The organism is Pseudomonas syringae group sp. 243L2 (assembly GCF_032587875.1).
Lineage (GTDB): Bacteria > Pseudomonadota > Gammaproteobacteria > Pseudomonadales > Pseudomonadaceae > Aquipseudomonas > Aquipseudomonas amygdali.
The window spans coordinates 218,338-236,020 of the sequence record NZ_JAWHPL010000019.1; the positions used below are offsets into that span (position 1 = coordinate 218,338).

General features: G+C 52.8%; 14 protein-coding genes. 9 read left to right on the plus strand and 5 right to left on the minus strand.

Annotated elements, in window-relative coordinates; genetic code table 11:
* Positions 1-60: 60 nt before the first annotated feature.
* The 5 genes from RYB66_RS11400 (at position 61) to hrpB (ending at position 5,994) form a co-directional block, all read left to right on the plus strand.
* A complete protein-coding gene (locus tag RYB66_RS11400; protein WP_002555295.1) occupies positions 61-444 on the plus strand; it encodes a RidA family protein in 384 nt (127 codons plus the stop codon).
* Between the two features lie 126 nt (positions 445-570).
* A complete protein-coding gene (locus RYB66_RS11405) occupies positions 571-1,560 on the plus strand; it encodes a DKNYY domain-containing protein (RefSeq protein WP_081023490.1) in 990 nt (329 codons plus the stop codon).
* A 49-nt stretch (positions 1,561-1,609) separates the two neighbouring features.
* Positions 1,610-2,233, plus strand: coding sequence for a glutathione S-transferase family protein (locus RYB66_RS11410; protein ID WP_117140616.1), 624 nt, complete (start codon positions 1,610-1,612; stop codon positions 2,231-2,233).
* 96 nt (positions 2,234-2,329) lie between these two features.
* Positions 2,330-3,340: a J domain-containing protein gene (locus RYB66_RS11415; RefSeq protein ID WP_316894400.1), complete on the plus strand. Its 1,011-nt coding sequence runs from the start codon at positions 2,330-2,332 to the stop codon at positions 3,338-3,340.
* Between the two features lie 119 nt (positions 3,341-3,459).
* Positions 3,460-5,994 (plus strand): ATP-dependent helicase HrpB, encoded by a 2,535-nt coding sequence (hrpB, locus tag RYB66_RS11420; protein WP_316894402.1) that lies wholly within the window; start codon positions 3,460-3,462, stop codon positions 5,992-5,994.
* A gap of 911 nt (positions 5,995-6,905) precedes the next feature.
* Here the strand turns inward: hrpB and RYB66_RS11425 are convergent.
* The 4 genes from RYB66_RS11425 to RYB66_RS11440 form a co-directional block, all read right to left on the minus strand.
* Entirely contained in the window at positions 6,906-9,536 is a 2,631-nt protein-coding gene (locus RYB66_RS11425; protein ID WP_316894404.1) for an SIR2 family protein, read from the minus strand.
* A 2,002-nt stretch (positions 9,537-11,538) separates the two neighbouring features.
* On the minus strand, positions 11,539-11,787 hold the full coding sequence (locus RYB66_RS11430; RefSeq protein ID WP_004666267.1) for a hypothetical protein: 249 nt from the start codon (positions 11,785-11,787) through the stop codon (positions 11,539-11,541).
* Positions 11,788-11,959: 172 nt separating this feature from the next.
* Entirely contained in the window at positions 11,960-13,102 is a 1,143-nt protein-coding gene (locus RYB66_RS11435; RefSeq protein ID WP_054071867.1) for an endonuclease/exonuclease/phosphatase family protein, read from the minus strand.
* Between the two features lie 33 nt (positions 13,103-13,135).
* Positions 13,136-13,798 carry a YciC family protein gene (locus tag RYB66_RS11440; protein ID WP_316894406.1) on the minus strand — a complete coding sequence of 221 codons (663 nt, stop codon included), beginning with the start codon at positions 13,796-13,798 and terminating at the stop codon, positions 13,136-13,138.
* A 197-nt stretch (positions 13,799-13,995) separates the two neighbouring features.
* Here RYB66_RS11440 and RYB66_RS11445 point away from each other — a divergent pair, with 197 nt between their 5' ends.
* The 3 genes from RYB66_RS11445 to RYB66_RS11455 all read left to right on the plus strand — a co-directional run bounded on the left by RYB66_RS11445 (position 13,996) and on the right by RYB66_RS11455 (position 16,080).
* Complete coding sequence (locus RYB66_RS11445; protein WP_316894408.1) at positions 13,996-14,700, plus strand: DUF2076 domain-containing protein; 705 nt, start codon at positions 13,996-13,998, stop codon at positions 14,698-14,700.
* A 270-nt stretch (positions 14,701-14,970) separates the two neighbouring features.
* Positions 14,971-15,447, plus strand: coding sequence for an NYN domain-containing protein (locus tag RYB66_RS11450; RefSeq protein ID WP_002555259.1), 477 nt, complete (start codon positions 14,971-14,973; stop codon positions 15,445-15,447).
* A 21-nt stretch (positions 15,448-15,468) separates the two neighbouring features.
* Positions 15,469-16,080, plus strand: a complete 612-nt coding sequence (locus tag RYB66_RS11455) for a PolC-type DNA polymerase III (protein ID WP_005745439.1) — start codon at positions 15,469-15,471, stop codon at positions 16,078-16,080.
* Positions 16,081-16,084: 4 nt separating this feature from the next.
* Here RYB66_RS11455 and RYB66_RS11460 read toward each other — a convergent pair whose 3' ends face one another.
* On the minus strand, positions 16,085-16,552 hold the full coding sequence (locus tag RYB66_RS11460) for an Lrp/AsnC family transcriptional regulator (RefSeq protein ID WP_002555257.1): 468 nt from the start codon (positions 16,550-16,552) through the stop codon (positions 16,085-16,087).
* A gap of 167 nt (positions 16,553-16,719) precedes the next feature.
* Between RYB66_RS11460 and yedA the strand changes: the two genes are divergently transcribed.
* Positions 16,720-17,634 carry a drug/metabolite exporter YedA gene (yedA, locus tag RYB66_RS11465; protein ID WP_316894411.1) on the plus strand — a complete coding sequence of 305 codons (915 nt, stop codon included), beginning with the start codon at positions 16,720-16,722 and terminating at the stop codon, positions 17,632-17,634.
* Positions 17,635-17,683: the final 49 nt, after the last annotated feature.

The following is a 17,683-nucleotide window of genomic DNA, read 5'->3' on the forward strand; positions in this document are numbered from 1 at the left end:
ACCCCTAACTGACGCTCGCGTAGGCTTGGCGTTTTCCGTCCTTTGCAAAGCAGAGATCTTATGGCAAACGCAGACATCATCTTCACCCCCGATCCCGATGCGGACTCCATCTCGTCGGACGTCGCCGACTTCAACGGCGTGCTGGTCAGCACCCAGATCCCTACTCATCCCGACGGTAGCCTGGAACTGGGCGGCATCACCGAGCAGAGCGAATGCACCCTGCGTGCCCTGAAAGACGCCCTCGAACGCGCCGGCAGCTCGATGGACCGGGTCATGCACCTGACCATCTACCTGACCGACATGGCCGATCGCGCCGCCTTCAACGAAGTGTACAAACGCTTCTTCAAAAAACCGTGGCCAGTGCGCGCAGCAGTGGGCGTGGCATCGCTGGCGGTTGAAGGTATGCGCGTGGAAGTAACGGCGATGGCGGCCAAGGCGGGCTGAATGCAGTCGCTCGTCCCACACTCTGCGTGGGGACGCATTTTGTAACGCTCTTCGTCATAACATGCTTGTCATGAATAATGAGGCGAAACACGTCTGTCAGCCTCCAGCAGCACTAAACATAAGGAGATGTATGTGAGACCGGGTCGTAGACTGTCGATGATCGCGGGAGGGCTGGCAGTGCTGGGTTTTGTTGGCCATGCCGTATATGAAGCTCTGCCCGGTGATATGGGTAATGATCATATCAATGTCGTATGCGAGGAGGTTGTTAGCGGGCGCTTTAATGGAGACGGGACCATTGATAATTCAAAAAAGAAGACACGAAAGTGTTCTTCGGATCTTCGTACCCTTTCTGCCCATTACGTGGTGCTTGATGACGACGTCTATTGGATGAACCAAGTACGTTATAGGGAGAAACCCTGTATTACTGGCGCCGGTGATGCCTCAGGAGCGATTAGTAATTTTTCGTTTTCATGCCTGTTATCAAAACAAGGTCAGATCAACTCGATCGAGACGCGCGAGCTTAACCTGGTGGCACATTACTCGCCTTCCTTCAAGCCGCTGGAGGGCAGCCTTCAGGGGATTGCTGACTGGCAGACTGATCAGCTTGCCTATTACGCCAAAGACGATATTTCTGTTTACTATGAGGGACGAAAGATAAAGGGCGCAGATCCACATCTTTTTTCGGTGGTTTTTCCTTTGGGCGATGACAAAAAGTGGCGCAGTCTTAGTGTCTCTATGAGCGGCAACGAGATGTTCGTCGGCGGTTTGAGTATTGGCGACATTGATTTATACGATTTTCGTCCGTTGATTCCTGTTGATTGTCCTGAACACGGTATTTCTGAATGTGCGGGGCATAGAGAGTTAGAAGATTTTTTAAAGTATGATAATTGGGGTCAAGGCCTGCTGGGGGTGGTAGGCAATGATCTCGTCTTTCTGCATACCTCTGGCGCTGAGCGATTTGCTGATATGGCGTCTTCCGACACATTTATGTTCGCGACCAGCAAGAAAATCTATGTTTACACCAAAGCGAAATTTTATGAACTCGGCGGTGAGTATTCATTTAATAAAAAATTGGTACCGATGGACGTGAATGACTTTACAAATAATCGTGGGTGATTCGATTTTTGCGATGGCGGCCAAGGCGGGCTAACCATAAGGAGATGGAATGCTACAGATACTGGGCAAAGCCTCATCGATCAATGTCCGCAAAGTGCTCTGGACCTGTGCAGAGTTGGACATCCCGTTCAAACGGCAGGACTGGGGCTCTGGTTTCAGGGAAACCAACACGCCTGAATTCATGGCACTCAACCCTAATGCGATGGTTCCAGTCATTGAGGATGATGGCTTCGTTCTGTGGGAGTCGAACACGATCATCAGGTACCTGGCGAACCGCAGCAACGCCGTGCATCTCTATCCAGCGCACGCAATAGCCAGAGCCAGAGTGGATCAATGGATCGACTGGCAGGCCACAGATCTCAACAAATCCTGGGGTTATGCCTTCATGTCGCTGGTCAGGCACAGCGTCGCCCATCAAGACCCTGACGCGCTGGCTGCCGGATGCCTTCAATGGACCCGACACATGGCGATCCTGGATCGACAGCTTGATGCTACCGGGGCGTACGTTAGCGGCAGCGAGTTTTCGCTGGCAGACATCCCGATGGGCCTTTCAGTAAATCGCTGGTTTGAAACCCCGTTAAGTCATTCAGACTTCCCGGCAGTGAAGGCCTATTACGAACGACTGAGCGAACGTCCCGGCTACCGCTTGCACGGCCGAAACGGAACGCCGTGAGCCTTATACCCGAGCCCTGCATCGAATATTGACTCGCCCGTGGAACCAGATCCCGTTGCTTGCCACCAAGACGACAATGAGTTTCCGGGGACGCATATGATCAACCTCACCAGCATTGCATCTTCGTTGGCGCGTGTAGCGCTCAGCGATTCGACAAGGCCAACGATAGACCGCGCGATGAACGTCGTTAGCCATATCGCTGGCAAAGTGGCGTTGCAGGTCAACAGCTCATTGCTGGAGCAGAAAGGCCGGCTCAACGAGCGTCAGCAGAAAGGCCTCGCGGTAATCCTGGACGCATTGCGCGGCAAGGAACCGGTGACCAATGTCGAGACTCACGAAGGCGGAGGCCGATTCAATCTGGCGCGAGCTGCCTTCGACGTGACCAGCGTTGTCTGGGAGCGCGACAAGTCGATGCATAACGTGATGAGCTTTTTGGGCGTCAGCGACAGCCAGGGCAAGATGTTGTTCTCTCTGGGCAAGAAGCTGACCGACGCGATGGCCAAGCTTGAACCCGCGCAGGGCAAGGATAACTGTGAGGCGCACCACGCGTTCTTCTCCAGCAACCTGAAGCTGAACAAGCTGATGAACGACATCGCTGACCAGTTGATCAACGAGATTCGTCAGTCGAACACCGATCGCGTACGACGACCCACACCGGGCCCATCCTGGAGACCTGAAAGCGCCCAACAGCAAGCACATCCGCAAACGCCTCCACGCACTCGCCCGCAGGCCAACAGCACACCGCCGCCACCGAAAGCAAAGCCCAATGCAGGTGCTGAGCGGCCGTCAACGCAACGGCCCCACAACACACCAGCCGCTGACGCTTCCTCGAAGGTGGGCGATTCCGGCCCCACCAAGCCACCCGTCAAGCTGTTGTACGAGCACCTGGGACTCTCGGACATGACGGCAGACCTCTCCGCAGTCAAAATGGCCTACAAGAAAGCCGCGTTGAAGAACCATCCTGATAAAAACGCGGGCAACGTGGCGGAGGCGACTGAGCGTTTCAAAGTGATTTCAAATGCGTTCAAGATTTTGTCCGACCCAGAATTGCGCAAGAAATACGACAATGGCCTTATTAATGAGAATGGCGACGAGGTCCAGGTCTGATTTTTCGGCGTGAGGCATGCTTGCGGCAGTCTTTCTGGCGACTGCCGTTCAGCTAAAACACGCCGCCTGATTCCCCAACCCCACCCCGGTATACTCCCCGCATCTCTCAGGGAGCCCCCATGATCTCGTTACCCATCGATGCCGTCCTGCCAGCCCTGCGCCAGGCCCTGACCACGCGCCATGAAGCCGTACTCGAAGCCCCTCCCGGCGCGGGCAAGACCACGCGTGTGCCGCTCGCGCTGCTTGAGGAAACCTGGCTGGCCGGGCAGACCATTCTGATGCTGGAGCCTCGGCGACTGGCCGCGAGAGCAGCCGCCGAACGGTTGGCCAGTGAGCTGGGCGAGAAGGTCGGCGAGACGGTGGGTTATCGAATCCGTCTGGAAAGTCGGGTCGGCCCGAAGACGCGTATTGAAGTGGTGACTGAGGGGATTCTCACGCGTCGTTTGCAGGACGACCCTGCGCTGGAAGGTGTGGGGCTGCTGATTTTCGACGAGTTTCACGAGCGCAGTCTGGACGCCGATCTGGCATTGGCCCTGACCCTCAATGGTCGTGAGCTGTTTCGTGACGATCAGCCGCTGAAGATTCTGCTGATGTCGGCCACGCTGGAAGGCGAGCGACTGGCGGCGTTGCTGGACGATGCGCCGGTAGTGCGCAGCGACGGGCGGATGTTTCCGGTGACGATGCAGTGGGGGCGTCCTTTTCAGCCGGGTGAATTCATCGAGCCGCGTGTCGTGCAGACGGTACTGGATGCGCTGGGCAGCGAGCCCGGCAGTCTGCTGGTATTTCTGCCGGGGCAGGCCGAGATTCGTCGGGTCAACCAGCAACTGGCAGAAGCGCTGGGCGAACGCGCCGACATCCTGCTTTGCCCTTTGCATGGCGAGCTTGATCTGAATGCGCAACGCGCTGCTATCGAGCCGGCGCCCAAGGGCACGCGCAAAGTGGTGCTGGCGACCAATATCGCAGAGACCAGCCTGACCATCGATGGCGTGCGTGTGGTGATCGATGCCGGGTTGGCGCGGGTGCCGCGTTTCGATCCGGGCAGCGGCATGACGCGTCTGGAAACCCAGCGTATCTCCCGTGCCAGCGCCACCCAGCGTGCCGGGCGGGCAGGGCGGCTGGAGCCGGGTGTGTGTTATCGGCTGTGGTCAGAAGCGCAACACGATCAACTGGCCGCCTACGGCGCGGCAGAAATTCTTCAGGCGGATCTCGCCGGGCTTGCGCTGCAACTGGCGCGCTGGGGCGTCATGCCTGCGCAACTGGCTTGGCTCGATGTCCCGCCAGCGGCGGCTTATTCACAGGCGCAGGATTTGCTGGTGCAGCTTGAGGCGCTGAGCAATCAGCCGGGCCAACCGCCAGCGCTGACGTCCCACGGTCAGGCGATGGCCGAGCTGCCGGCCCATCCGCGCATCGCGCACCTGCTGTTGCGCGGCCATGCGCTGGGGCTGGGCGAACTGGCGTGCGACGTGGCGGCTTTGCTGGGCGAGCGCGATATCTTGCGCGGCGCTGGCGCGGACCTGCACAGCCGCCTGACCCTGCTGGCCGGCACCGAACGCGCGGCGCGCGGCGCACAAGGCGGGGTACAGCGGGCCAGACAACTGTCGCGGCAATATCGCGGGTATCTGCGCGGCGCGGCGAGCAGCCCGGTCAGCGATCCGGACCACTCCCGCTGGCTGGGCGCTCTGCTGGCACTGGCCTACCCGGATCGCGTGGCACAACAACGTCGCCCCGGCGGTGCTGAATATCGCTTGGCCAACCGTCGCGCGGCACTTTTCGCCGAGGCCGACGCACTGATGAAGCAGCCTTGGCTGGTCATCGCAGATTTAGGCAGCCGTCAGGGTCAGCGCGAGGAACGCATCTACCTCGCTGCCGAATTCGATCCAGCGCTGTTCGACTCTGTGCTGGCCGAGCAGGTCATCACCGTGGACCAGATAGACTGGGATGAGCGCGAAGGCGTGTTCCGCGCAGAACGGCAGCGCAAGGCGGGCGAGCTTATTATCAGCCGCGAACCGCTGACCGGCCTCGATGACGCAGCCCGCAGCCAGGCATTGCTGGCGCTGGTGCGTCGCAAAGGCCTGGAACTGCTGCCGTGGACACCCGAACTGCGCCAGTGGCAGGCGCGTGTCGCGCTGCTACGCAACCTGGACATCGACAAAAGTGCAGCAAGCGAATGGCCCGACCTGAGTGACGCGCAACTGCTGGCGACACTCGAAAACTGGCTGATGCCCTATCTGGGCAAAGTCACCCGGCTCAGCCATTTCAGCCAGCTCGACCTGTCCTCCATCCTGCGCAACCTCCTCCCGTGGCCAATGCCGCAACAACTGGAAGCGCAGGCTCCGCAGACCATCCAGGTGCCGTCTGGCTCGAATATCCGTATCGACTACAGTGAACAGCCGCCGATTCTGTCGGTGCGGCTGCAAGAGTTGTTTGGGTTATCTGACACCCCACGCATCGCCAATGGGCGGCAGGTGCTGAAACTGCACCTGCTGTCTCCGGCGCGCCGTCCGGTGCAGGTGACGCAGGACCTGGCTAACTTTTGGCGGTCTACCTACATTGAGGTGAAGAAGGATTTGAAGGGACGGTATCCGAAGCATTATTGGCCGGATGATCCGTTGGTGGCGGAGGCTACGGCGCGGGTGAAGCCGCGGGGGGCGTGAGGCCGAGGAGCAAAAACTTGTAAACCAATGCATCGAAAGGCTTAAGGTATAACTGCCACAGCCGTCAAGCTTTGGCAGCCGGTAAAATTGAGCTGTTATTACTGCCTAATACAGTTTGGCAAGCCGTTATTTAAAGTAATAAAATTGGTGTGGTGACGCAGGGCAGGCGATGTCTCACACAAACTGATCGAGCTCTTGATATAAATAAAAAATCTAAAATTTTAACAGAAGCAGAGGAGCGAGTCGTACGATAATTAACAGTAATTTAAAAGCGCACGAAAGGTTTTTTAAAGATCAAAGTTGATTTCAGTCAGGTTGTTGATATTTTTGATTTCCTATGGCCCGCATCCGCAGTATTATGAAACCTTTGTTGGTATAGTTTCTGAGCTGCTTGAAATAATCTATGCTGAACGATTGGATTTCTTTCTTTCGATCAGCAATGTTTACGGTAATAATCTGCGGTGTTCTTATATTGAAGGTTGGTTGGGCGCATAATAAGCGCCGGTGGTCAAGTTAATGCTGTCCGAAATTTGTGCGCTTTATAAAGTCTGGCTTTGACTAGATGTTAGGCCAGCTTATCAAGTATGGCAAGCTTGAAGTCTGTTGAAGTCAAGATGTGGTAGGTAATATGATCTCTGCTAAAATTGTGTTCTTGTTCTTTAGGTCTTATATCTTATTATTAGATTCGATGTCATTATCTATGCTGCAAGCATGTATAGCATAATTTTAGGGCGTCTGCATAGTGGCAGTATAGTGATATGCAAGAAAATAATTTTAGTTTTATATTTCAATAAATAGGCTGTTGGTTTTAAGTAAGTGGCGCTACTTTTTGAGAAGCGCCTTTTTTAAGTTGAGAGGAAATAAACTTATGAGGTTTTAGATATTGCGGGCTTTTACTGGCATTAACTTGCTCATCCGGTAGCCGTATTCTCCTGACATGTCTCATTTAGGTAGCACTCTTTATCAAGTGCTGGCCATTTATTGTATTTAAAAATCAGCCCTGGATCCATTTCTAGTTTTTTCTTTATGATGCGCTTGGCATCGTTGTATTGACCCAATAATGAAAATGCACATATTTTCACCTCGTAAGAAGAACTCAATGCGCTAAGATTACGGAGAGTGACTTCGCTATAGGTCCTACTACCACATTTTTTAGCTGCGAACTGTATATTAATCTGGATAGTTTCAGTGTCTGCACTAGCTAATTGAGTTTCATAACGTGTTGCCAAGGTCAAAACTTGCGAGTATTTTTCGGCCAGCAATAAGATGTAAGTTTTGCTCGCTATGTATGATGTTAATGGTATTCCTTCTCGATAAGCTGCTTCAAGATGCTGCTCAGCAGTAGAGTAATCAGATTTTAAAATATAGATTTCACTAAGAGTTTCAAAATAATAACTATTTAATAAAACATGTTTTTCGGATTCTAGTTTTTTTTCTAGAATATCTAGCGTCGTTTGATCGAATTCCATGGGTAGCTTTAAGATTGCACCTATCTGTGATCCTAAGTGTTTTTTTCCTAACAATGTTTTAAAATCTTGATTTGCGATTTCTAAATCTTTTCCGATGCTTAGCCAGTAACGAATTCTAGCATATGATACCGAAAAGCCCTTATCTTTCGCATCTAGGTATTCTTCTATAAAACGTTTTAGTTCGATCTTTAAAGTTTCATTGTCTTCAATTTCGTAGACGTGTCCAAAAGATTTGGCTATGACAGCATTAACCTTTTTTTGATTTGAGGTTGAGCTCTTTTTTGCAAGCTCAAATAAAAAGTTAATTAGTTTTTGAAGATCATCTTTTTCACAAGCTATGTCTAGCTGTTGTTCTGCTAATTCAAGTGTCTGTGGATGTTCAGGGTTGCGTGTCCGAGCAAGTTTTACATGTTCAGCTATTGTGCCTGCTATCTCCTTCTTCTTTTTTGGATCATTAATTATGAAGTGAGTTAGCCGTAAAAACTCCATTCGAAAGCTCCAAGCCGAATTATCAAGGCTTGGATCTATCGCAAGGCTTCTATCCAAATAGGTAGATAAAGCTTCACTGTGTTTTTTTACTGAGTCCGCTCCTTCCTCTCGAATTCGACGAATTAAAGCGGATGCAGTAGTGTTTAAAAGAGCAGTGCTATATGTAAAGGATTCCAGTATGCCAGTTAAATATTCCACCCGGTCAGCCAAGTGCTCAATAGATCGAGCTTTTTTTAGATGGTATTGGATATTATTAGGGTCGGTTTCTATGAGCTTGTCGCACCATAGACTTACTTTGTAATCTAGGCCAAGTCGCTCGTAGATGTCGATATATTTTTCAATATATACTTTTCTGTCTTCTGGGTTAGTAGTGGCTTCATAGTACATGCTGCATATTTCTTCAGCTTTCTGTAAGTCGAAGCTCTCAATTAAAGTATCTATTTCGAGCAGATTCCTTACATCTCTCATGCCTAGCTTTGAAGATTCATTTGCTACCGACATCTGTTTAACAAATTCCGAGATATCTTTTGAGTCACCATCATCTTTTATAGATAGTATTTCTTGTTCGATAATCGTATTTTTAGAAAGTCCAAAGCTATCATTTACTATGTTTTGCACTGTTTGATACAGTTTAGACTGTTTTTTATTTGAGTTTAGTTTTAACTCCCCTACTACTGTCTGTGCGTGAATCTCTGCGAATAACTCGTCAAATCCATCAATTAGTACTGGATAAACCTTATCCTTCCATATTAGGTTTTTAAGAGCATGGCATACATTGTCCGTTCGTCGCAGGCACCAGTAGATTCCATTTTTTAGATAATTTTCTTGACGAGCTAAGAACTCCAAGACGTCCATTATTGAACGATCACTCCCAGAGTAACCAACTATAATTAATCCGTATTCTTTGCAGAATTCAACAAACTTTTCTTTGGTGTTTTGTTCAAGTGACTCGGTTTCTCTTAGGGTGCTTTTTATATCGTCAAACAAGTAGTCGCCATGTAGTTTTACGACTTTTGGTCGCTTAGATGTGATGCTGATAGAGTGGATTGACGAGTCGTGTGCGCATACAATGGGGCGAGCATTTGAAAATAAATAGAAAGCTTCATTGACTAGGTCGTCAAAGTTGGTTGTAAAAATCGTGTTAAAGTAGTTCTTATCTACTAATGATGTTAGGTATGCATACCCGATAGACGGAAACTTACTATCAACCTCCTGCTCTACAAAGCGCCTGCGTTGAGTTGGTAAATCGAATTTTTTTTCAAATAGCGAAGAGTACGGGTTGTCAGGGCTGTACCAGCTTGAATGTCTGCTCTCAAAAAACTTTCTAGCCATCTCTGCACTTTCGACTGTCTCACCATCGTTGAAACGTTCGTAAAGCTCTTTCGCCCACTCGTCTATTAGCTGCGATGCCGTTCTAATGCCCGATGTAACGGAAGCCCCTGCACCTAAAAAAATACTATAGTTTGCAGGGCTGTCATGTTCTTTAGTTTTTATATGACGAATCAGATCCGAAACAGTACGAAGCTTATGCGAGAGCTCCCCTTTTTTACCTTCAGTATTACTAAAAACTTCTTCGGCTTTCACGCTGCACTCCATTGAGCATTTTCATCTATGCGGTAGTTTTTGAGAATTAATCTCATTTTACCGAAAATAAGGCCGACATGGCTTGCGGATGATGGCGATATGATACTCCTTTGTCTACCCCATTCCCCGCTAAAAAATCAAAAGCGAATGCACCTGCTTTGGGCTGCGCTCAGTTCTTTCAGTTTAGGCGTGTTGTGCGTTAGGCTCGGAGAGCTAGTTGAGGCTTTCTGTTAGGCTAAATGTTTGCTTATGCTACTGATGTAGTGCTGCTTCATGCATATATTTTATACAAGCTTTGAGCGCATTGGTAAAACAAAACAGGCAGACAACGTAATCTCTCTAGTTGAGAGTACTTCACTCTAATTAAAGTGATTTTGAATTAAACATTGATTTTTGAGGCCCTACTGGCTTGATGGTGGGAAATATAGCCCGATCAGATAATTAAAGTTTTCTTATTTTTAACTGAAGAGATTTTTAAGTAGTCCTTTTCAAAACGTTTTCTACATTGCAGTCTCTCATTCTCTTTTGTCGGAAGCTACTTTTGCATGATTCGAAGGGTCGACAGGGCATTTATCGTAGCTCTGTTGAGCAGTTTTTGCGATAACTCGCAACTCGTATTTTCTTATGATTAAACTGGCTTTTTATCGGGTGCTTCGGGTATTTAAACTTTGCTAGAAAGTGAACGTTCGCGTACTCAAGGTTTCGATGCGGCCCTGCGATAACACTGGGGCGCTATGCTTTTTTTAGCTCAGACATGTGCCAACCGATTATATCGTTTGACGATCCTGATGCTCCGGAAACTAGCTCGCGCCGGTATAGTCAGCATCATAGCGGGCATAAGCTTCCTTACTTATAACAATCGATCGATCTGAGTAATGCCTGCCATATTCGTGGTCTTGCCCCGTAGGTAATAGACCAATCCCGCTTAATATCAACAGCGGCGTGGCTTTCATGCCAAAAAAGTAGTGGTTGCCTTTCTTCGTCTAATGCATTTTGGGATCACGCTTGGCGTTCGCGCTTTTTCGAGCTCGGCGTATTAATGATCTTTGCATTGACTAGGGTAAATTGGAGCAGCATCGGGCTGCGACGATATAGATACTCGTGTTGGCCTCCAAAATCCAGCCTGGCAACTCATGTTTTTCCGAAAGCGCCGGAAGTTGAGAATGGTCGTTTTGTCGGGATTTCGATCTATGCCCCCCCCCCCCCCCCCCCCCCCCGGGGGGAGCGGCTGCAAGATCAGCGGTTGCTGAACTAGCTTGTATCAGGTTTATACGTAGCTCAGCTATTAAAAGATAGGCTGAACTGCGATTTTTGCCTTTTGGGTCGATAATATTAATCGACACCATCTAACTTAAATCTGATCTATTTCGATCAGAAAACTTTTTTAGTAACTTACTAGCGTTTGCCCGCTCACCTGACGTCGGCGACGGACACTTGCTCATAAATTGCTTCTATGATTGAGATTTATACAGTCCGCCAAATTTGGAGTTTATTCTTAAGCTTTTATCTAAGGTATATTATCATGCGGCCATTCGGCTCAAGTAAATTGGATTTATGCCTCCAGCTATTGAGTGATTACAGCAGTTCACGCGATCCGTATCGCTATTCCGCAGGGCTGACTCAGCTGTTCATAGCAAGACGTCTGCAGATTCTGCTAAGCTCTTTTTTCGTCACTTATTAGATAGTATTCTATAATTAAACTAATTTGACTCTTTTATTGCTGGTATTAATATTTATCTCGGACTGCATTTAAACTTATTAAGGCAAAAGTATCGCAGTTACCAAAGACGCTTCAGGGCGCGTCGTACAGACTATTGAAGCAGGGAGGAGACTTAGCCTAGCCAAGGTTATGAAATGCGTCTCCAAAAAATCTGGGACGTGCAACATTGAGTTGATCTCTAGAAGTGGAAAACCCTCCCGTTCTTGTTCTTGTCATTTATCTCACGAGCGGGGCCGTGAGCTAGTGAACGTCAGGGCACAATGCCCTGACAGGCAGCAAACATCACTTTTTCTTTTTAGCCGGCTTTTCCGCCTTGTCTGACTTCTTGGCCTTGTCTGGCTTGCTATCAGCTTTTTTGGCTGCTTTCTTTGGCTCGGCGTCTTTTTTCTTGTCTTTCTTTTCGGAAGACTTGGAAAGCGTCGAGGCCGCTTCAGATTTTTTTGCCGGTGATGCTTTCTTGTCTTTCAGATCCTTGCTGGCTTTCGAGGCTTCGCCTTTACTTTTCTTGTCGTCTTTAGCCACGTTGATCACCCTTTGGGTATGCCGGTATTGGCACGTAGCCTGTGGGAGTATCCACAGGCTAATCATTAGGCGAGCGCGCTCAGAAACGGTTCAAACTCTTTTGACACTGTCGGCTGTGAGGACGCCATTCGAAAGTTTGGTGGCCAGCCAGAATATTGAAACCTGCATACCGTTTTCTACCTCAAGGCAAAACCGGCAACAAAAACCGCCCAATCACCGGTAAATGATCAGAGATCAACAAAGTATCGTCCCGCCGTACCCGCGCACTGACTCGCTTCAAACTCGGGCTGTAAAACAGGTAATCCACCGTCCGGTCCGGCCCGTTGATGCGGCTGTCGTTGGGGAAGTGCGTGAGCCATTTGCCGCGGTCTATGCCGCTGGATTCGGCGTTGTCGGGGATCATCGGGTATTTTTCCCACAGCTCGTGCAGTTCGCTGTCGGCGGCGTAGCCGAGGCGCTGTTCTTCGGGGAGGCGCTGGTATTGGCCCAGCGGCAGCAGGTTGAAGTCGCCGCCGATCAGCCACGGTGTGCCGCCGCTTTCCAGTTTGTCCAACTGCTTTTCAGTGGCGACGATCTGTTTTTGTGCGGTGTCGCCGGTGTGTCTGGCGGTGGTCAGGCTGGTGTTGATGACGGCCAGTTTGCCGCCGTCACGCAGGGGCAGGTAGCTGACCAGCAAGGCATCCTTGGGCTGGAACTGACGGCTGATGATATTGGCGTCTGGCACCGGCAGTTGCACGCGTTCGGCACTGTCGATGTGGAAGCGGCTGAGGGTCGCCAGTTTTCTGCCGACGCTGCCCCAGATATGCGGGTTGGGTACAAACTCCGATTTCCAGTAGAACGCCTGCGTGCTGCAGGGGTAGAGGTCCGCCACACGTTCTTTGATCAATGCCAGTTGGTCTTCGTAATCGGAGTTTTTGGCACCATCGTCGACCCCTTGCAGCAGTACGATATCCGGCTGTTCATCACGGATGACCCGCGCCACTTCATCCAGGTTGTAGGCCAGGTCTTCATGCGTCGGGCGTTCGTCCGGGCCGCTGCCGTCGGCCATGTCGTACCAGAACACATAGCGCTTGCCCGCCAGGTACTGGATGTTCCAGGTCATGACCTTGAGGGCTTGCCCCGGCACCAGCTTTGGCGCCTGAACCGCAGGGTTGCAGCTGGCCGGGAGTAACTCGCGAGCTGGAGGGCGCCACGTCAGTTGGTAAACCATTACCAGCAATACGGCGACCAGCAGCAGGCTGTACAGGGTCAGACGTAGCAGTAGACGTGGCATCGGCTCGACTTGGAGCGCCTGGCGCTCGGTGAGGGATTCGGTATTTAGCATACCGAATCGGTGCGTCTGGCGTCAGCTGTTGGTTCAGGCCCGGTGCGCGGGCTCGCTGATCAGCATGAACAGGCGGAACGTCACAATGGTGGTGAGCAGTTGCAGGAAGCTGCCGATGCTGTCGGTGATCACGGAAACCGCTGCGCTTTGCGGTTCCGGAAACAGGTACAGGCTGGCGCCCTCAAGCAGCCACAGGGGAATGTAGACGCTCAGTACGCACACCAGAATGCGGGTGAAGTGTCCGGTGGTCATCTGCATACTTTCGCGCATGGCCATGAACGGCGTGAGTTTGCGCAGAACCAGCAGGTATTCGCTGAACGCCAGTTTGATCATCACCCAGATGCCGGGTACCACAAACAGTGAGAGGCCGAACATGATCAGCAGGGTGCTCATGGCCGACAGCACGGCGAAGGTCGGCCACAAGCGCACCGCCATGGCCAGTACATCGCGGGTGTGTACGTCCTCGCCACGGCTGCGTGCGTCGAGAAGCAGGATCAGCGCGGCTGTATAAACAGGGTAGAAGAACAGCCCGATCACCAATGCATAGGCAGGCGAAGTGTCGGCGGACATGGCGCTGCCCAGCGCTTGTTTGGCCAGCACTTCAAGGATCACGACAGGCAGGCACAGCAGCGCGATGCTGCCCAGATTACGCCGAAAGAAATAAAGCGAATCCTGGATGATGTTCAACGGGTTCATGGAGATAGATCGCAGGCTAAAAGCAGGCGCACACTTTAGCCCATGGCCCTTGCCGAACCAAGCGCAGTGGTGGTGGGCCGAGATCTTCTTATCTTTTTCTTCATGTCATTGAAGCGGGTGGATGAGGCCCCATTTTCTGAGCATGGTCCTGCCGGTGCGGCAGGAAAGAATTCCAGTGGCAACTCAGTGAGGTGGTCATGAACAGCGAAGAGCAAACCCTGATTGATGGTCTTTTCTCGAAACTGAAAGACGCCGAGACGGCATCCGCTCCGCGAGATGCTGCGGCCGAGGCGCGCATCAAGGAGCATCTGGCTCGCCAGCCCGCTGCGCCGTATTACATGACGCAGGCGATTCTGGTGCAGGAAGCTGCGGTCAATCAGCTCAATCAGCAGGTGAAACAACGCGACGAGCAGATTCAGCAGTTGCAGGCCGAGCTGCAGCAGGCCAGGGGGCAATCTTCGTCAGCGCCGGCCAGCGGCGGGTTTCTGTCGAGTATTTTCGGCAGCAGCGCCTCGCGAGCGCCTCAGGCTCAGCCTGGCCAGACTTCGGGTGGTGGCTGGCGCGACGGTGCCGGTTTCAATCCTGCCCCTGCACCTGCAGCGCCGCAGGGTGGTTACGCCGCGCCTGCCCCGGCTGCGGGCAGTGGCTTTCTCGGCGGTGCGTTGAAGACCGCGGCCGGTGTGGCGGGCGGTGTGCTGCTGGCAGAGGGCATCAGCAGCATGTTCAGCCACCACAGCCAGCCGCAGGAGATTGTCGAGGTCATTCACGACGCGCCACAGGCTCAGGACACCGGCTCGTTCAATGATCAGGGCGGTTGGGGACAGCCGGATCAGCAGTACACGGCCGATGACAGCTTTGACGATGGCGGCGACATGTTTTCTGATGATGATTCGTTTGTTTGAGGACGCAGTGATCGCTCCTCACGCTCCAGAACAGACAACTATCGTTCCGCACGCTCCAGCGTGGGAATGCCTTGGGTGACGCTCCGCGTCACAGGTCTGCGCCGCGCCGCCCATTCAAGATCGGGCGTGGAGCGTCCAGAAATGCGTGCGACGCGGAGCGTCGCACGATAGTTGAAGCTCAATTCCGTTCTCAAGCTGGCATACTGGGCACCGATTCACATTCCGGATCGCTGTAACCAGTGGGCGTGTTGCCCGCCATGAGGAATTGCGGTGAAGAAGATCGCGGTGTTCGCCGACGTGCAGAACCTGTATTACACCGTGCGCCAGGCGCATGGCTGTCATTTCAATTACGCCGCCTTGTGGGCGGATATCAGCAAGCGCGGCGAGATTGTTCACGCGTTTGCCTACGCCATCGATCGTGGCGACAGCAAACAACAGCAGTTCCAGCAGATCCTGCGCAATCTGGGGTTTACCGTCAGGCTCAAACCGTACATCCAGCGCAGCGACGGTTCGGCGAAAGGGGACTGGGATGTCGGCATCACCATCGATATCATGGATTTCGCACCGCAAGTGGACGAAGTCGTGCTGGCATCGGGTGATGGCGATTTCGACATGTTGCTCGAACGCGTGATCAGCAAACATGGTGTTGAGGCGGTGGCCTATGGCGTGCCGGGGCTGACCGCGAACTCGTTGATCCGCGCAGCCAGTCGTTATGTGCCTATCGAAGGCGCGTTGTTGCTGAAATGAATTTACAGGGTCAGGCCAGTGTTGGAACGTATTGCAGTCATCGACTTTGAAACCACCGGCATCTCCCCGGGCCATAGCTGCCGGGCAACCGAGATTGCCGTGGTCATCATGGAGCAGGGGCGTATCGTCGAGCGCTTTCAGAGCCTGATGAATGCCGGGGTGCGTATTCCTGCGTTTATCGAGGGGTTGACCGGGATCAGCAACAACATGATTCGCACCGCCCCCAGCGCCGAACGGGTGATGGGCGATGTGGCAGATTTCGTCGGCGCCACGCCGCTGGTCGCGCACAATGCCTCGTTCGACCAGAAGTTCTGGGACTACGAACTGTCGCGCATCCAGCGCAAGCGCGAACAGAGCTTTGCCTGTTCGATGCTGCTGGCCCGACGCCTGATGCCTGGAGCACCGAATCACAAGCTTGGCACGCTGACCAGCTACGCGCGCCTGCCCAATACCGGCAAGGCTCACCGGGCGATGGCGGATGCGGAAATGGCCGCTAACCTTACGGCGTATCTGACCAACGAACTGCGCAATACCCACGGCATTGCCGCAATCTCCCACCAGATGCTGTGCTCGCTGCAGAAAGTCCCCGCCGCCAAGATCGGCGAAACACTCAAGCGTCAGCGCGGCTTCTGATCTTTTAGTGTTCCTGCTTGCCGTTGCTGGTCAGATAATCGGCCGGCAGGCTGCGCTCCACTGCTGTCGACAGCACGATTGAGGTTTTGCTGAAGCCAAACCTGGCGATCCGATTGATCAGGTCTTCCAAGTGCGGCATCGAATCCACCGCAGCCCTCATGATCACGCACGGGTCGCCCGTCACCCGGTAACACTGGATCAGTTCAGGGACCTGCCACAGCTCCTTGTACGCCTGTTGATTGCCGTGACTGCCCATGCGCAACTCGATCAGGCATTGAATCGGCAAACCGACCTTCGACAGATCGACCTTCGCCTCGTAACCGGTAATCACTCCGCTTGCCTCAAGCTTGGCGACCCGCTCGGCCACGGCGGGCGCGGACAGATTGACCAGTTTCGCCAGCTGCGCAAAAGACGCCCGGCCATTTTTCAGCAGCTCATCGAGCAGAATCCGATCGTATTTATCCAGCGTCATGACGTGCCTCGTGCTGTGCGATAGGTAATTTTAAAATAAAAGGAAAGCAGACCTTACAAGCATTGAATCGTAAGTTTCAGTGCGGTTTAAACAGGTTTGTCTGCTTAATATCCGCATCTGGCCTTCATACAATAGGTCCACCATAACAATGATCGCAGAGCCTTGCCATGCCTCAGTCCGTTCGTGTTTCGCCGTTGCTCATTGGTGCCTTTCTGGCCTTGTACCTGATCTGGGGCTCTACCTATCTGGTCATCCGTATCGGCGTGGAGTCATGGCCGCCGCTGATGATGGCTGGCGTGCGTTTTCTGATTGCCGGGTGCCTGATGTACGGTTTCCTGCGTTATCGCGGCGTGCCAGCACCGACCTGGCGCGAGTGGAAGGCGGCGTTTCTGATCGGCTTTTTGCTGTTGGCATGCGGTAACGGCGGTGTGACGCTGGCCGAACACGCAGGCGTTGCATCAGGCGTCGCGGCGCTGGCGGTGGCGACCATGCCGCTGTTTACCTTGCTGTTCGGCCTGTTCTGGGGCAATCGCACGACTAATCTGGAGTGGGCGGGCATCGTGCTGGGCCTGATCGGTATCGGCCTGCTGAATCTCGGTTCCAATCTGCAAGCCAGCCCTTATGGCGCTGTGCTGGTGCTCTTTGCCGCTGCGTCGTGGGCGTTCGGCTCTGTATTAAGCAAGCATATGCCGTTGCCCAAAGGACCGATGGCCAGTGCGGCGGAAATGATCACTGCCGGGGCGACGCTGCTGATCGGCAGCGCTTTGAGCGGCGAGCGTCTTGCGCATATGCCGACTGCGGCGGGCTGGGGCGCGCTGCTGTATCTGGTGGTGTTTGGCTCTATCGTCGCGTTCAGCGCGTATATGTACCTGCTCAAGAACGTGCGCCCGGCAGCCGCAACCAGCTATGCCTACGTCAACCCGGCAGTGGCGGTGATGCTTGGCGTGGTGTTTGCGGGAGAGACTATCGGTATTGAAGAGTGCCTGGCCATGGTGGTGATTATCAGCGCTGTCGTGCTGATTGGCCTACCGCAATGGCGCAGGTCGGCGGTACGAAAGGTCGGATCGACACGCACAAGCTAACCGAGGCGGGCCGGACAGGTTAAACTGCGCGCCTTGCGTTGAATTTTTC

What these genes read in the sequence shown, in the direction of transcription:
- RYB66_RS11460 (WP_002555257.1), bottom strand. Translation starts at nt 16,552, where the DNA reads ATGACGCTGGATAAATACGATCGGATTCTGCTCGATGAGCTGCTGAAA.
- hrpB (WP_316894402.1), top strand. Translation starts at nt 3,460, where the DNA reads ATGATCTCGTTACCCATCGATGCCGTCCTGCCAGCCCTGCGCCAGGCC.
- RYB66_RS11440 (WP_316894406.1), bottom strand. Translation starts at nt 13,798, where the DNA reads ATGAACCCGTTGAACATCATCCAGGATTCGCTTTATTTCTTTCGGCGT.
- RYB66_RS11435 (WP_054071867.1), bottom strand. Translation starts at nt 13,102, where the DNA reads ATGCTAAATACCGAATCCCTCACCGAGCGCCAGGCGCTCCAAGTCGAG.
- RYB66_RS11445 (WP_316894408.1), top strand. Translation starts at nt 13,996, where the DNA reads ATGAACAGCGAAGAGCAAACCCTGATTGATGGTCTTTTCTCGAAACTG.
- RYB66_RS11400 (WP_002555295.1), top strand. Translation starts at nt 61, where the DNA reads ATGGCAAACGCAGACATCATCTTCACCCCCGATCCCGATGCGGACTCC.
- RYB66_RS11405 (WP_081023490.1), top strand. Translation starts at nt 571, where the DNA reads ATGTATGTGAGACCGGGTCGTAGACTGTCGATGATCGCGGGAGGGCTG.
- yedA (WP_316894411.1), top strand. Translation starts at nt 16,720, where the DNA reads ATGCCTCAGTCCGTTCGTGTTTCGCCGTTGCTCATTGGTGCCTTTCTG.
- RYB66_RS11410 (WP_117140616.1), top strand. Translation starts at nt 1,610, where the DNA reads ATGCTACAGATACTGGGCAAAGCCTCATCGATCAATGTCCGCAAAGTG.
- RYB66_RS11415 (WP_316894400.1), top strand. Translation starts at nt 2,330, where the DNA reads ATGATCAACCTCACCAGCATTGCATCTTCGTTGGCGCGTGTAGCGCTC.